Source organism: Hungatella effluvii, from assembly GCF_003201875.1.
GTDB lineage: Bacteria > Bacillota > Clostridia > Lachnospirales > Lachnospiraceae > Hungatella > Hungatella effluvii.
The window spans coordinates 161,627-177,501 of sequence record NZ_QJKD01000001.1 but is presented as its reverse complement, the minus strand read 5'-3'; the positions used below and the strand labels follow the sequence as shown (position 1 = coordinate 177,501).

General features: G+C 51.1%; 12 protein-coding genes. 10 read left to right on the top strand and 2 right to left on the bottom strand.

Translation table 11 applies throughout. The features are described from left to right. Positions 1-13: 13 nt before the first annotated feature. A complete protein-coding gene (locus DFR60_RS00705) occupies positions 14-1,033 on the top strand; it encodes a hydroxyacid dehydrogenase (RefSeq protein WP_110321160.1) in 1,020 nt (339 codons plus the stop codon). A gap of 68 nt (positions 1,034-1,101) precedes the next feature. Here the strand turns inward: DFR60_RS00705 and DFR60_RS00700 are convergent, their stop codons facing one another. Both DFR60_RS00700 and DFR60_RS00695 read right to left on the bottom strand, forming a co-directional pair. Beyond that, complete coding sequence (locus DFR60_RS00700; RefSeq protein ID WP_167437470.1) at positions 1,102-1,896, bottom strand: ABC transporter permease; 795 nt, start codon at positions 1,894-1,896, stop codon at positions 1,102-1,104. Next, on the bottom strand, positions 1,889-2,656 hold the full coding sequence (locus DFR60_RS00695; RefSeq protein WP_002600721.1) for an ABC transporter ATP-binding protein: 768 nt from the start codon (positions 2,654-2,656) through the stop codon (positions 1,889-1,891). The genes DFR60_RS00700 and DFR60_RS00695 overlap by 8 nt, the downstream gene beginning before the upstream one ends. 397 nt (positions 2,657-3,053) lie before the next feature. On the opposite strand from DFR60_RS00695, the gene DFR60_RS00690 reads away from it, so the two are divergent. From DFR60_RS00690 to rimP, 9 genes are all read left to right on the top strand, one after another. After that, positions 3,054-3,833: a hypothetical protein gene (locus tag DFR60_RS00690; RefSeq protein ID WP_110321159.1), complete on the top strand. Its 780-nt coding sequence runs from the start codon at positions 3,054-3,056 to the stop codon at positions 3,831-3,833. Between the two features lie 17 nt (positions 3,834-3,850). After that, complete coding sequence (locus tag DFR60_RS00685) at positions 3,851-8,146, top strand: right-handed parallel beta-helix repeat-containing protein (protein ID WP_146218567.1); 4,296 nt, start codon at positions 3,851-3,853, stop codon at positions 8,144-8,146. A gap of 227 nt (positions 8,147-8,373) precedes the next feature. Beyond that, a complete protein-coding gene (locus DFR60_RS00680; protein ID WP_110321599.1) occupies positions 8,374-9,060 on the top strand; it encodes a response regulator transcription factor in 687 nt (228 codons plus the stop codon). Further along, positions 9,053-10,399, top strand: a complete 1,347-nt coding sequence (locus DFR60_RS00675; protein WP_167437469.1) for a HAMP domain-containing sensor histidine kinase — start codon at positions 9,053-9,055, stop codon at positions 10,397-10,399. The genes DFR60_RS00680 and DFR60_RS00675 overlap by 8 nt, the downstream gene beginning before the upstream one ends. Before the next feature lie 167 nt (positions 10,400-10,566). Then, entirely contained in the window at positions 10,567-11,655 is a 1,089-nt protein-coding gene (locus DFR60_RS00670; RefSeq protein ID WP_243004947.1) for an S-layer homology domain-containing protein, read from the top strand. A 13-nt stretch (positions 11,656-11,668) separates the two neighbouring features. Beyond that, positions 11,669-13,297 (top strand): efflux RND transporter periplasmic adaptor subunit, encoded by a 1,629-nt coding sequence (locus tag DFR60_RS00665; protein WP_110321155.1) that lies wholly within the window; start codon positions 11,669-11,671, stop codon positions 13,295-13,297. A 32-nt stretch (positions 13,298-13,329) separates the two neighbouring features. Continuing rightward, entirely contained in the window at positions 13,330-14,034 is a 705-nt protein-coding gene (locus DFR60_RS00660; protein ID WP_110321154.1) for an ABC transporter ATP-binding protein, read from the top strand. Beyond that, positions 14,018-15,196, top strand: coding sequence for an ABC transporter permease (locus DFR60_RS00655; RefSeq protein ID WP_110321153.1), 1,179 nt, complete (start codon positions 14,018-14,020; stop codon positions 15,194-15,196). Before DFR60_RS00660 ends, DFR60_RS00655 begins: the two co-directional genes overlap by 17 nt. A gap of 207 nt (positions 15,197-15,403) precedes the next feature. Next, complete coding sequence (rimP, locus tag DFR60_RS00650) at positions 15,404-15,871, top strand: ribosome maturation factor RimP (protein ID WP_002600711.1); 468 nt, start codon at positions 15,404-15,406, stop codon at positions 15,869-15,871. The last annotated feature ends 4 nt before the right edge of the window (positions 15,872-15,875 follow it).

Sequence of the window (15,875 nt, the reverse complement as noted above, 5' to 3'; positions counted from 1 at the left end):
GGAGAGAGACACCATGGCAAACAAATCGGAACAAATAAAAATTCTGGTCTCCATACCAGACGGAGAGGTGCGGGACAGCTTTTTTTCTGAAGAGTTGAGAGAACGTCTGGAGCGGCTGGGCTGTGTGGAGTGGAACGCGAACACAGAGCAGTACGGTGAAGAAGAACTGGCGGAAAAACTGAGAGGAGTCGATATCTGTATCAGCGGCTGGGGAAATACGCCTTTTCATGAGAAGACATTGAAATATGCGGACAAACTGAAGCTGATCGCCCATATTGGCGGATCCGTGCGTCCTATGGTGGGAGACGCGGCATTTGAGAGGGGGATCCGGGTCTGCAGCGGCAACCGGGTATTCGCGGAGAGTGTGGCGGAAGGCGTCCTCGCTTATATGCTCTGCTCCCTGAGAAAAATCGGGGAGTATGAGGCCCGCATGGCTGCCGGCGAATGGCCTTCTCTTATCGGAACGCGAGGCCTTTTGGGCCGCAGCGTAGGGCTGGTGGGATACGGGATGATCGCGGAGTATCTCGTGAAATTTCTAAAGCCGTTCGGATGCAGGATCATGGTCTCATCCCGTCATATTTCTGCGGAAGAACTTGCAGAGGCAGGCATCGAGGCGGCGGCAGCGGAAGAAATCTTCCGAACCTGTGATATCGTTTCGCTTCACAGCAGTCTGACAGCGAGGACGAAGCACAGCATAGGGGCAGACCTTTTAAACAGCATGAAAGACGGCGCGCTGCTGGTCAATACGGCACGCGGCGCGCTGATCGATGAGGAGGCGCTGGTCTCTGTACTGCAGGAGAGACCGGTATGGGCGGCGCTTGATGTATTTGAAACAGAGCCGCTTCCCATGGACTCTCCGCTTCGGGAGTGTGAGAAAGTCCTTTTAATGCCTCATGCGGCGGGGCCTACGGCAGACAGACGGTATGTAGTCACCAGCCATGTGCTTGATGACATTGGGCGTTTCCTGAATGGGGAGCCGCTGGACTGCGAAATCGACTTTGCGAGAGCAGGGACGATGACGACAGTCGTGTAGAGAATGATAGAAGAGGGACTCAGAATCATCTTTTGACAGAGAGGATTCTGAGTCCTGATTTTTATCTTTTATTTCATTCGCTTTTCCAACACCGTAATCCCCTGATACAAAATTGCCGAAACAATACAAAGGATAACGATTGACATGACTACCAAATCCATTTTAAAGACCTGGCTGCCATAGATAATCAAATACCCCAGCCCCTTATTTGCCGCCAAAAATTCGCCGATTATAACGCCGACGAGGCAGAGTCCGATGTTTACCTTCATATTACTGATAATCAGAGGTACAGAGCCGGGCAGCAGGACCTTAGTGAGTACATCTTTTTTTGTTCCGCCGAGGGAATAGATGAGCTTGACTTTATCCGGGTCTGTCTGCATGAAGCCGGTGTGAAGCGTCATGATACAACCAAAGACGGCCACAGAGATAGCGGCCACGATAATAGTCTTTATGTTGTTGCCCAGCCATACGATCAGGATTGGGGCCAGAGCCGATTTCGGAAGGCTGTTGAGCATGACGAGATAAGGCTCTAAAACTTCGGATACACTGCGGCTGGACCATAACAGAATCGCGGTCGCAAGACCGACCACGACGACGAGGGCAAAGCTTACCAGTGTTTCCATAACTGTGACGCCGGTATGGAGAAAGATTGTGCCATCCTTCACCATGCCTATAAAACAAATGGTCATTCTGGAGGGAGAACTGAAGATAAAATCATTGATAATGCCGAGTCTTGCGCACAGTTCCCACAGAGCGAGAAGGAGCACCAGCAGCATGATGCGCAGAATCCGGACATTCCGGCGGTGTAGCATTTCTTTGGCGATGAATTCCTGTTGTGCCAGAGTTGGATGTGTCTCAATCATGGGTCTGCAGCTCCTTCCATACCTGATTAAAATAAGTGGAGAATTCCGGAGTATTCCGGCGTTCCAACGGCCTTACATAGCCCTCTCCAAAGGAAACAGGGACGATGCCCTTCATTCTTCCTGGCCTGCTTGTCAGAATGATGACCCTGTCGGCGACGCTGATGGCCTCCGATAAGTCATGAGTGATCAGAATGGCTGTCTTATGGGTACTTTTTATGATCGAACTGATATCATCGCAGACGGCCAGTCTCGTCTGGTAATCCAGAGCGGAAAATGGTTCATCTAATAAAAGAAGGTCCGGTTCCAGGGCCAGTGTACGGACGAGAGCCGCACGCTGCCTCATACCTCCGGACAGCTCAGACGGACGGGCATTTTTAAAGGCCTCAAGTCCGTAAGTATTTAACATCTCATGTAATTTCTTTTTGGAACTGTCGTTCAGTTTCTTCTGAATCTCCAGCCCTAATTCGGCGTTGCTTAAAATGGTACGCCATTCGAATAAATGGTCCCGCTGCAGCATATATCCGATGCCCGCACCGGAATTTGTACGCGGGACTCCGTCAATGATAATTTCTCCTTCATCCGGTTCGATTAGACCGGATAACATGGACAGCAGGGTGGATTTACCACAGCCGGATGGCCCGACGATGGCAATGAATTCCCCGTTATCTACCGTAAATGATATATTGGAAAGGGCCAGAGTCTCACCCTCGAGGGAATGATAGGAGTAGCTGACCCCACAAACTTCCAGTTTTGGCTTCATGGGTCCTCCTTGTATAACAGATTTATCTGATATAGTGTTATGATATGTACAAAGTCCGGGAAGTTGCAAGTACGGAACAGAAGTTTGGAAGCGGGGTCAAAAAGGATCAGAGCAAAAAAGATGAAATAGATAATTTAAAATAATAAGCAAATAATGCTAAAAAAGATACAGAAAACTTAAATAAAGTAAGAAATATTAAGGAGAATAAAATAAAAACGCTCATATTGATTTTAAAATATAATTATATTATCTACCGAGATAAGAATACAATTGTTCAAAATATACAAAAACACACTTGAAATATTAGGAAAATAAGCAATATCAATTTCATATTCTCTTCTTTATAATAATTATAAAAAATAATTAATTAAAATGAAAAAGAAAAGGGGAGGATGCCTTGTTTAAAAGAAGAACATACCTGGCAGTCTTTGCAGCAGTGGTTATAATATTTATTTTAGCAAAGCAGTTAAACGAAGAAAAGGCACCGCTTACCATAAATGGCGAGCCAGTATCCGAAGAGGAACTGGCTTTCCATGACGGCAGTCTGGAGCGCACGGTGCGGTCCAGGGAAATATGGAGCTGGGCGGCAGAGGGCGGTATGGCTGATGAGTTTTCCTATGATGATTTGATACAGTCATTGGAAAATGAAAATAGAGAGAGAAAGAAGCTTCAGTCTGAAGGAGGGGTCCTGTATGGCCCGGTTGAATATACGCCGCTTCAGTATTACCGCAGACTTACGGGGGAGCGGGAACGGATGCTGCGAACCCGCATTCTGGAGAAAACGGATTCGTCTGAGCTGATCCGCTATTATGAAACTCATCAGGAAAATTATATGGATGTGGACACGATTGAAGCAGAATATACCATTCGGCAGGAGGGACGCACCATATATGAAGGAAATGTGGTTCTGGAGGCAGAGAGTATGCGTGGGCTATCGGAATCGGATGAAGAACTGGCAGAACATTTGATGCAGTTGGAGGAAGGAGGACAGTATCGCTGGACTGGAAAAAATGGGGAAGACAAGCTGTTAAATTGTGTCAGGAGAGAAAAGGGAAGAGTTATTCCATTTGAGGAAGTGGCAGGAGCGGTTGCAGATCAGTACGCTGCGGAACGGTTTGAACAGGAATTGACAAAGCGGATTGCGGACTGCAAAGTCAGTGACCGGAGGCAAAAATGAATAGCAGGAGGATGGATATGAGGTATACAGGGAGAAGAGTTTGCTGCGCACTGCTCAGTGCAGTGCTGATCACCGGGGGACTGCCGGGCGGTACAGGCGCCGCTGGATTTCCAGGGCGCATGACGGCCAGGGCGGCAGTTGTAACAGAGCGTCTTAAGGACGGAAAAGCAACTCCGTCAGAAGCGGGAGAAGCCACTCCGTCAGAGGCAGAGAAGGCCACCCCGTCAACAGCCATGAGGGCGGAGGCCATGACGCTTTCCCGAATTCTGATGGAAGAGACGTTTGACAACGGTGATGGTTGGAACGTCAATAACACGGCCGTGGTAACTTTCACCGGAGGGCAGGGTGTGATAAAGGGTGGCGGGCCCAATAACCGTATGGGGTCGAAGATGAAGATCCCGGCGAACGATTTTCTGTTGGAAGCGGATTTGATGATCGGAGGCGGAAATACGAACTGCAATGCGAAATTCGGATTTAAGGCGGCGGAAGGCTATGACGGGGACCGGCTGCAGCTGCGTTTCGATTTCCCGAGGAACCTGGTGTATCTGGAGAAAAATGGAGGAACCGTATATAATTCTGTTCATTTTCCGGCCTTAAGTCAGGGGGAGTACCAGATCGCCATAGAAGTAAGCGGAAGGAAGATTACTGCATACCTGGACGGTGAGGAAATCATTACAGCGGAGAATGATGAAATTGAGGAAATGGAGCAGGGATATATCGTAATCGCGGGCCAGTATCCGGCCCAGGATTTCGCTGTGGACAATCTCGTAGTTTCCACAGATGAAGCGCCGCAGGGGGAAGAGTATACCGTCGCTCTAAAAACAGTGACCGACGGAGTGGATGACCCGGAAGGAACAAGCCGCGGCGGAACGCTGACAGCAGACCGGCAGACCGGATACTCAGGAGATACGATCACACTGCAGGCAAAAGCGAAACACGGGTATGTATTCGATCATTACGCATCCTGGGGACAGGATGGGACACCGACGGACGGGCTGATGCCCATTATTAACCACAAGTTCCAGTTAAATGAAAAATTTGGAAATGTGACGGTTGCAGCGTATTTTAAGACACGGGAGCCGGGAAAAGACGAGATTTTCTTCGATGACTTCGGAGCGGAACTGAATGAAGACGGGCAGTATGGTTTTATTAAAGATGCAGATCGCGCAGAAATCGCAGATGAGGAGCTGATTCTGGATGCTCAGGCAGGAGAAGCCAACTGCGTTTTGGTGGATCCAGGTGTCTTTGATCAGCTGGCGAAAGGCGACGGCTACCGGATTTCCGTGGATGTGCGCAGGGCCGGAGCCAACAACGGAACTCTACAGATCGCCTTTGCAGGAAATGGAAAAGCGTTTGATGAACGTTATGTATTGGCGGTAAACTCCCAGGGAAGCGCTATGTTCCGGAGGTTTCAGGACGGTAAGAACGATGAATTGAAGAAATGTGCATTTCAGCTGACCAGTGCGTATTCCCATGTGGAGATCGAGGTAAATAACGGGAAAGCCGTGCTTCTAATCGACGGAACAGAAAAAATGGTGTTGGAAGATAACAGCGGCGAATGGTCAGGCATGGCTCCCGGAGCGGGACTGTTTAATATGAGCGCCGGTGCGCCGGTGATCTTTGACAACCTGATGATTGAACGGATTCTTCAGAAAAAGACTGTGGAAGTGGTTTCCATTTACCAGGGTGAGGTGGATTCCGCTTATAAAACAGGAGCGGCATCTGCAAATGTGAGTGAAGCCTCGGAGGGAGAGCAGATCACGCTTTCTTCTGTGGCTAAGGCGGGGTATCGTCTGAAGGAGTATCAGGCAGAGGGTTACCCGGAGGTCGTGGTGGCTGGTGATACGCTTACCGTGCCGGCCGGGGATTACCAGACTCTGAGAATTATGGCGGTGTTTGAAGAAGATACGTTAAGGAATCCGCAGACCTTCTATATTGATTCAGAAACGGGAGATGATGCCGCTGCAGGAACTTCTGAAGTGGAAGCATGGAAAACCCTCGGAAAAATGAAACAGTACGGCACCTTTGTTCCCGGTGACCAGATCCTTTTAAAACGCGGCAGCGTGTTCAGGGAGCAGCAGCTGGTATTTAACGGAATGGGCAGCGAAGCGGCGCCAATTATAATTGGCGCTTATGGTGAGGGAGAGCTGCCGCGCCTTGACGGCGGCGGAGCGGTGGAAAACGTAATCGCTCTGTTTAATCAGGAGTACATAACCATATCAGATTTGGAAATTACCAACCTCTCTTCCGAATATCAGACTGATTTCGGGCTAAACAACAGCAATAACCGGTCAAAGGCTCTGAGGGCTGTAAACGTGTCCATCAAGGATTTCGGAACGGCGTCCGGTATATCGATTACGGACTGCTATATTCACGATATCAACGGCAATATTAACCTTAAATGGAACGGAGGTATTTTCTTCGATGTACAGGCGGATATCAGGGGAGGAAAGCTGACCGGGGTTCCGAGCAGATACGACGATGTGCTGATCGCAGGCTGTACCTTTGAACGGGTGGACAGATCGGGAATCAAGCTTGTCAGCTCTTCCTGGTGTAACCAGTGGGAGAAGAATTCTCCGGGAGTTCCAGTGAACTGGTATCCTTCCACTAATGTGGTGGTGAGAAACAACTATATGGAAAAGATCGGCGGCGACGGAATTACGGTGCGGGATACCGATGGAGCCCTGATTGAACACAATCTGGTGCGCGACTGCCGTTATCAGAACACGGGCTATAATGTAGGAATCTGGCCATTTGAGGCGGCTAATACTGTGATTCAATATAATGAAGCCTATGATACGCACAGTGTACAGGACGGCCAGGGGCTGGACTGCGATCACGCCTCCTCCAATTCCGTCATGCAGTACAATTACAGTCATAACAATGAAGGCGGCTTTATGCTGATCATGGGAGGTTATCCCCACACAGGGGCTACAATCCGTTACAATATCAGCCAGAATGACAGGGACAAGGCCTTCGAGTTTGCCCAGGGATGTCCGAAGGGAACGATGATCTACCAGAATACCATTTACTCGGACCGCACCATACCTAAAGGCGTTTTCTATCTGTCCAACACAGGAGCCGGTTTGGGCGTGAATGAAATCTATGCGTTCAACAATGTCTTCCAATATCCGGAGGGACAGGTATTCTACGGTGAAAGCGGAGATACGGCGAAACTGAAAGACCATTTAAAACTGTATAACAACGCTTATATCGGAGGAATGGAGTCACCGGCCGGAGATTCCAAGGCAATAAAAGCCGATGCGGCCGGGATGAAGGCCCCGGGCACTGCGCCGGAAATCAATCAAACGCAGCAGCCTGTGACAGGAAGTTCAGGCAAACTGGACGGCTATCAGCTGACCGAAGGTTCCGTGCTGATTGACGCCGGCGTGACGATGGAAGAAGCGCTGATGTATTTCGGAGGCGGAGAACCGGTAGACGGAAGAGAATATTCTCCGAGGGAACTTTACGAGGAAGCCAAGAGCGGCAGAAGTATTGACTATGTGGTGGGAATGAATTTCCCGAAGATAGACGGCGTGGAATATAACAGGGATTTCTTTGGAAATGAGAACCTTGCCGGGCTGCGGCCGGATATCGGAGCGATGGAGTTCGGCGGAAAGACGCCGGGGAATCCGGATAACCCGGACAACCCGGACAACCCGGACAACCCAGATAACCCGGACAACCCGGATAATCCAAGCAACCCGGATAATCCAGACAATCCGGATAATCCAAGCAACCCGGATAACCCAAGCAACCCGGATAATCCGAATAACCCAGACAATCCGGATAACCCAGGCAACCCGGATAATCCAAGCAATCCGGACAATCCCAATAACCCGGATAACCCAAGCAACCCGGACAATCCCAATAACCCGGATAATCCAAGCAACCCAGACAACCCGAGTAATCCAAACACCCCAGCCCCTCCCTCCTCTGACAACGATTCCACCACCACCTCAGAGACCGGGAAAAATTCATCAAATTCCATTCCGGAAACAACAGGAAGCTGGACAAAATCCGAGCGCGGATGGAGCTTCTGTCACCCGGATGGAACACCTTACCAGTCGGAGTGGATTTACAAAGGAAAGCAGTGGTACTGGGTCGATGAAAACGGAATGATGGCGGAAGACTGGAAGTATATCGGCGGCTCGTGGCACTATTTCATGCCCCAGTCCGGGGCCATGGCAACCGGATGGATCAAGGCTGGAGAGCTATGGTACTATCTGGATGAAGACGGCCGCATGCTGGCTGACACGGTAACGCCGGATGGATACCGTTTGGACAATACAGGAGCCTGGATCACAGAATAGCGGGTAACAGAATAGCAAAGACCAAAATAGCAAAAACAAAATAGCAAAACAAAAATAGTGAAAACAAAATAAACCTATAAACCAATCAATCAATCCCCGCGTGACGTTACCCGTCCCGCGGGGATTCCTGACAGATTTTATACTGCTTTCTTAAGAATGCTTAAGGATACGTCCGGGTGATGGAAAATAAAAGACAGCCGGGTTATAATTACCCCGGAGGTGCCGTGATGAAGAAAATACTATTTGCAGACGACGATCCTGAGATAAGAGAGGTTGTAAGAATATTACTGACGAGAGAGGGCTATGAGGTGGTGGAGGCCGTCAATGGTATCGAGGCGGTTGAAAAGGCGGATCACACGATCGATTTGATCATTCTGGACGTGATGATGCCGGGATGCTCCGGTGTGGAGGCGTGCGGGGAGATCAGAAAGAAATCATCGGCTCCCATCCTGTTTCTGACGGCCAAATCCAAGGACCGGGACAAGGAAGAGGGATTTGCGGCGGGAGGAGACGACTATCTGGTCAAGCCATTTTCCAGTGTGGAGTTAAAGGCCAGAGTCAATGCCATGCTGCGCCGCTACTGTGTATATAAAGGAAAGAAGGGAACGGAAAGAGAGGCGATCAGCCTGCCGGGGCTGGAAATCTTCGCGGATACAGAGGAAGTCAACAAGAACGGGGAACGGGTTCTGCTGACCGATATCGAGTACCGAATTCTGCTCCTTCTGGCAGAGAACCGTAAGAAGACGTATACCACGCAGGACATTTACGAGGCGGTATGGAATGAGCCGTTTTTATTTTCATCGAACAACACCGTGATGGTCCACATCAGGAATCTGAGAAAAAAGCTGGAGGATGATCCCCAGAATCCGCGCTGCATCAGGAATGTATGGGGAAGGGGGTACCGCATTGATTAAACGGCCCGGCAGAAAACAGAAAATATCATGGAAAAACAGAATTTGGGCGGAGTTAATGGCCTCAGTGGCCATCGCCATGGCGGCGGCATTTCTTCTCTATATGGGAATTCATACGACCGCTTATGACTGGATTGACAGGACGCAGAGTACCCAGGAAGCCTATGCGCGGCAGAAAGTGCGGACGGAGGAAGCGCTGCAGCAGTATATTAAGGATAATAGCATCGCACTCTCCGATTTGAGCCCATTGGACGAGTGGGTTGAAAGGGAGGCGTATGTGACGATGGTCATTTACCGTTCCGGGCGTGTAATCTATTCCTCGTATCCCTTTGATGTGGAAAATGTAATCATTCCGGAAGAGGATGCAGCTGAGACGGAGGTCATGCCGGTATCGGACGACGGCGCATATACCTTTACCTTTGCAGACGGAACGGCGTCTGTGCTTTTGATGCCGTTCTATGAATACCGCTATTACCAGTGGGCGGACCGGATCTCTGTGATCTGCGGATTCCTGCTCTTTATTACCGTATTTCTGCATTTGATACAGAAAAAGACTTCCTACATCGAACTCCTGAAGAAGGAGCTTCAGATTCTGGAGGGCGGCCAGATGGAGTACGCTGTCTCCGTCAAGGGAAGCGACGAGCTGGGGGAACTGGCAGAAGGGATCAACCGGATGCGGATGTCCATTTTGGAGCGGGAGCAGAAGGAGGCGGAGGCCAGACAAGCCAATCAGGAACTGGTGACTGCCATGTCTCACGACTTACGTTCTCCCCTCACGTCTCTGCTGGGATATCTGGAGCTGCTGGATGAGGAGGAGACGGAGGACGCCGCCCAGCAGAAGCATTTTATTGCTGCCAGCCGGAAGAAGGCCATGCAGATCAAGGAGATGTCAGACCGTCTGTTTGAATATTTTCTTGTGTACGGCAGGGAGGAAAAACCGGCCATGGAGCCGGTGGACGGGTCGGCTCTGTTCCAGCAGACGGTGGGAGAGAGTGCATTTGCACTGGAGGGCCGGGGATTTACGGTGAATTTTCAAATAGAAGAGATGGATGGGATCTACTACGTTTCCGTGGATTTATTCCGCAGGGTAGTGGACAACCTCTTTTCCAACTTGACGAAGTATGCTGCCAGGGAATACCCTGTTACGATTGCCTGTGTGCAGACAAAGGGAGGTGCCCGGCTTACGATCCACAACCGGAAAAGGATGGATGGCGCCCTGGTGGAGAGTTCAGGAATCGGCCTTAAGACGTGCGGAAAGATTATGAAGGAGCACGAAGGATCCTTCGATACAACAGAAGACGATGATGGATTTACCGTGACGCTGTTTTTACCAAAAGCTTAGCGCCGAGGAAAGAAAAAAACGCCGGCTGAAATGGCTGAAAAGTCATTTCGGCCGGTGCTTTTTTAATTCTGAAGAAAACTGAATAAGAGCCCCAGATTATGGAAAAACGCTGCCTTACACGTTATAATGCAGATGAATTTATTCTGAGAAATGAGGGATTACAATTGATGAACAGACGATTATTTGCAGCTTCGACGGCAGCCTGTATCGTGGTTACAGCGGTATATCCGATGACCTCCTTGGCTGCCGTTAATATGGATTTGAAAAAGAAAGTAGTGGGCATGGCCGGGATCATGAACGTGACCAACACGGAAAAAAACGTTACCAGGGCAGAATATGCAAAGATGGTTGTGCTGGCCTCCCCCTACGGCAGCTCGGTGCCGCCGGAAGGCAGCAGCTCCGTCTTCGCGGATGTCGGAAAGGATCACGCCTGCGCCTCCTATATCAAAACGGCGGTGGAAAAAGGATATATGACGGGCTATCTGGGCGGCGTGTTTAAACCGGACCAGAACGTCACACTTCAGGACGCGGTCAGAGGTATTCTGGCACTGCTGGGGTATAAGGATGAAGACTTTGCCGGCAGCCAGGCGGGAGGAAGGATCTCCCAGTACCGCTTTTTGAAGCTTGACGAGAACGTGAACCGGGAAGCGGCAGAGCTGCTGGCGAGAGGGGACTGTATCAACCTGTTTTATAATTTGTTAAAGACAAAGCCGAAAGACGGCGGCGATATCTACGGCAAACTGTTCGGATGCGAGCTGACCTCCGACGGAGAGATCAATCCTTTAAAGATGGCGGACAACGGTTTGAAGGGCCCCAAACTGGTTCGCAGTAAGAGAAGCTTATCCAGCTATATTCCATTTAAGCTGGATAAGGCCAATGTGTTTATCAACGGCGAGTCCTCCACGGTCTCGGCACTGAAAGACGCGGTGGAGAGCGGCGGCGCGGTGCTGCTTTACTATCACCCGGGATCGAAGAGCATCTGGGCCTACACGGAGGATTCGTCGGACAGCAGGCGCGGAATCGTCCGGGGAACGGTCTCCAATGTCTATTATACCTCCGTGGACGTGATGTCACCCAGCGCCGTGATGCTGGAGGAAAGCGGGGAGCAGTATCTGCTTACCAGTTCGGAGATGCAGTTTGCATTCTCCATGTACGGGAATGTCCGGGTCGGGGACACGGTCACGCTGGTCTATGAAAAGACTGTGAAAGAGGACGGTACAGAAACGTACACAGTATTGGATTATTTAGAAGACTGACAGGAGAACGGCCATGAAAAACAGGAAAAAGAAGAAAACGGTAATCATTGTGGCAGCAGCGTTTGCGCTTTTGGCAGCGGCGGGAACCGCGGCCTTAAGGAATCATGTGCGGAGCGCCGGGGCGGGTAAGGGGACCGAGGCGATGACCGCGCCGGTGACGCGGCAGGACATCAGCTCCAGACTCTCCTCCTCGGGAGTGCTGAAGCCGAGGAATTCCTATCAGGTATCCTCGCTGGTGGAGGGCGAGATCACCAGCGCCGATTTCGAGGTGGGGGATCAGGTGGAGAAGGGCCAGGTGCTTTACCGGATCGATGTGAGCAGCATGGAAGAGGAGATGAAGTCCGCGCAGAACTCCGTGGAAAGAGCGGCGAGGAATCTGGAAGACGCCCAGAAGGACTATTCCAGAGCCCAGGGCCGGTTTAACGACGGTGTTTTCCGCTCCGGGGACAGCGGATATATCAAAAAGATCTACATAAGAGCAGGCGAGACGGTGACCAGCGGAACGAAGATTGCAGATATCGAGGACGATTCTGTCATGCGGCTGAAGGTTCCCTTCCTTTCTGCGGAAGCGGCGGCCATCGGAGCGGGAAGCGCGGCCCTTGCCACTCTGTCTTCCACGGGAGAACAGATACCAGGAACCGTGACTGCAGTCAGCGCAAAGGATGAGACGCTGACGGGCGGCCGGATTGTGCGCTATGTGACCATTGAGGCGGCCAATCCGGGCGGTTTAACCACGGAACAGTCGGCGGCCGCGACGGTGGGCGATTACAGCAGCAGCCTGGAGGGAACCTTCAGCCCGGTTGTCGAGACGATACTGAGCGCGGATTTGCCGGACAGCGTGACTGTGGAACAGCTTCTCGTCTCAGAGGGCGATTACGCGGCAAAGGGGACTCCCATCTTCCGTTTCGACCGGGAATCGGCTGATAAGCTGATGAGAAGCTTCCGGGAGAAGCTGGACAGCGCAAAGGATGCCATGGATTCCGCCAATAATAAGATCCAGAGTACGAAGAACAGCATGAATAACTACACCATCACGGCACCCATATCGGGAACCGTCATCCGCAAGAACATGAAGGCCGGTGACAAGATCACCAGCAAGACAAGCGGCGACGGGGCGATGGCGGTGATTTACGACCTCTCCTCCATCACATTTTCCATGTCCATCGACGAGCTGGACGTATCGAAGGTGAAGGCGGGACAGACGGTGGACATCACGGCGGAAGCGGCCGGCGATGCGGCTTTCCAGGGGATTGTGGAAAATGTGAGCCTGGAAAGCACCAATAACAACGGAATTACCACGTACCCTGTCTCCGTAACGGTGAAGGACCCGAAGGGACTTCTGCCGGGAATGAACGTCAACGGAAAGATCCTTCTGGAGGAATCGAAGAATGCGCTGGTCATCCCGGCCGCCAGCCTGATGAGGGGAAATGTGGTCTATATAAAGGACCCCTCGGTGAAGGAGGCGAAGGGGGAGGTGCCCGCCGGATTCAGAGAGGTGACGGTGGAAACGGGAATCATGAACGACGAGCAGGTGGAGGTCACATCGGGCCTGTCAGAGGGGGATGAGGTCTACCTGGTTCAGGGCTTCGACAGTGCTCCAGGCAGCGAGAGTATGGGAGAAGAAATGGCACTAGATCTGTAAGAACACTCAATAAGAGGAAAGGAGGAGCGGCTATGGGCCCTTTGATTGATTTGCAGGATATCTATAAAATATACGAAATGGGGGATGAGGAGGTGCGGGCCAACGACGGCATTTCCCTCTCGATCGAAAAGGGAGAGATGACGGCCATTGTGGGAAAGTCGGGAAGCGGAAAATCCACGCTGATGAACATTATCGGAGCGCTGGATGTGCCCACCAGCGGGACGTACCATCTGGAAGGCGAGAACGTGGGGGAGATGACAGACAACCAGCTGGCTGGTATCCGCAACCGTCTGATCGGCTTCATCTTTCAGCAGTACAATCTGCTGACGCGCAGCACGCTTCTGGAAAATGTGGAGCTGCCGCTCATCTACGCCGGAATTGACGGAGAAGAGCGGAGGGAACGTGCCATGGCGTCACTGAAACGGGTGGGTCTGGCGGATAAGTATAAGAATCTGCCGGGACAGCTGTCCGGAGGCCAGCAGCAGCGTGTCTCTATCGCCAGGGCGCTGGCGGGCAGTCCCTCCCTGATCCTGGCCGATGAGCCGACCGGAGCCCTGGATTCCAGAACGAGCCGGGAAGTTCTGGACTTTTTAAAGCAGCTGAACGAAGAAGGAAATACCATCGTGATGATCACCCACGACAACTCCATTGCCCTGGAGGCCAAGCGGGTGATCCGGATTCACGACGGCAGGATTAATTTTGACGGGGATGTGAACGACTATGCGGCAGTCATTTAAGATGGCAATTAAAAATATCCTGAGCAACAAGATGCGTTCCTTCCTGACCATGCTGGGAATCATCATCGGGGTTGCTTCGGTCATCATTCTGGTGGGGCTGGTGGAAGGGCAGATGAACTACATCAGGGCCAGCTTCTCAGACATGGGGACCAATCAGCTGCAGGTACAGCTGACCAATACACCCACCAGGTCGGTCTCCCCCCAGGACTTATATGCGTTTTACGACAAAAACAGGGCTTATTATAAAGAAATATCTCCGCAGGTCCCTGTGAAGGCGACGATCAAGCATAAGACTGATAAGCTGACCAAAACCAGGATTTCCGGCGTCAGCGAGCAGTTTTACGGCATTGACGCGAAAAAGCTGGAGGCGGGCCGGTATATCCAGTATTCGGATATTGCGTCGAGACAGCCTGTCTGTGTGCTGGGGTACTTCACCGCCGCGCGCCTGTTTGGAAGCGCTGAGGCGGCGGTGGGGGAGAGCGTGCGGTTTGACGGAAATGTGGTCAAGGTGGTGGGCGTGCTGCAGCGCCGGGACAAAGACGAGCTAAAGCAGGGCGGTCCGGATGACCGCGCCCTTCTGCCATATACCACGGCGCTCTTAATGAATCAGAATGCCGATGTGTCCGAGTATATCATAACGGTGGATAAGGTGGAGGAGATTGCGGCGGCCAGAATCCTTCTGACCGTATTTCTACAGAGACGGTATAAATCGCCCGACTATTTCTATATCAGTTCCATGAGCGAGATGTTAAAGTCCATGGAGTCCACCATGTCCATGATGTCCGCCGCACTTGGAGGAATCGCGGGGATTTCCCTTCTGGTGGCCGGCGTCGGCGTGATGAACATCATGCTGGTATCGGTGACGGAGCGGACGCGGGAAATCGGGATCAGAAAGTCCCTGGGAGCGAAAAAATCCGTCATTCTTCAGCAGTTTGTCATTGAGGCGGCGGTCACCAGCTCCATCGGAGGACTGGTGGGCATCGCACTTGGATGCGTGATCACTCCGGCCGCGGGGAGTCTGATGCACATGAAGGCGGCCGCCACACTTCCGGCTGTTCTCGTTTCCTTTGGTGTTTCCGCGGCGATTGGCCTGGTCTTCGGGTATATGCCTGCCAGAAGGGCTGCAGGTTTAAACCCTATCGATGCGCTGCGGAGTGATTAATATTAATATAGGAAGAAAAAATTGCACACAGCAGACGCAAAATGAGGCGGAAATGGCGTAAATACGACGGTTTTACGGGGAAAGTTAAAAAAAACCTTGCAATGGCTGGAAAACAGTGCTATAATCGTACCGATAACATGATAGAAGACTGATAAAGAGTGGGCGAGAGTCCACTCTTTCAATTTTGTGCAGAAAGGTGGGAAGAACATGACAAAAAAAGAGACCTATGAAAAGAAAACGGAAGACTACCTGCTTCCATTGATGGAAGAATATCATTTTGAACTGGTTGATGTGGAATATGTAAAAGAGGCGGGAAACTGGTATCTGCGTGCTTATATAGATAAGGAAGGCGGAATTACGGTTGATGACTGTGAGGTCGTCAGCAGAAGACTGGGAGAATGGCTGGACGAGAAGGATTTTATCGAGGACAGCTATATTCTGGAAGTGAGTTCACCGGGGCTGGGAAGGCCGCTTAAGAAAGATAAGGACTTTGACAGAAGTATTGGAGAAGATGTGGATATTAAATTGTACAAACCGATGAATAAACAGAAGGATTATACGGGTACTTTAAAAGCATATGATAAAAATACCGTGACTGTCACGGTGGAAGACGGGACCGAGCTTGTATTCAACCGCCCGGAGATCGCATTAATCCGGCTGGCATTTGATTTCTAAACAG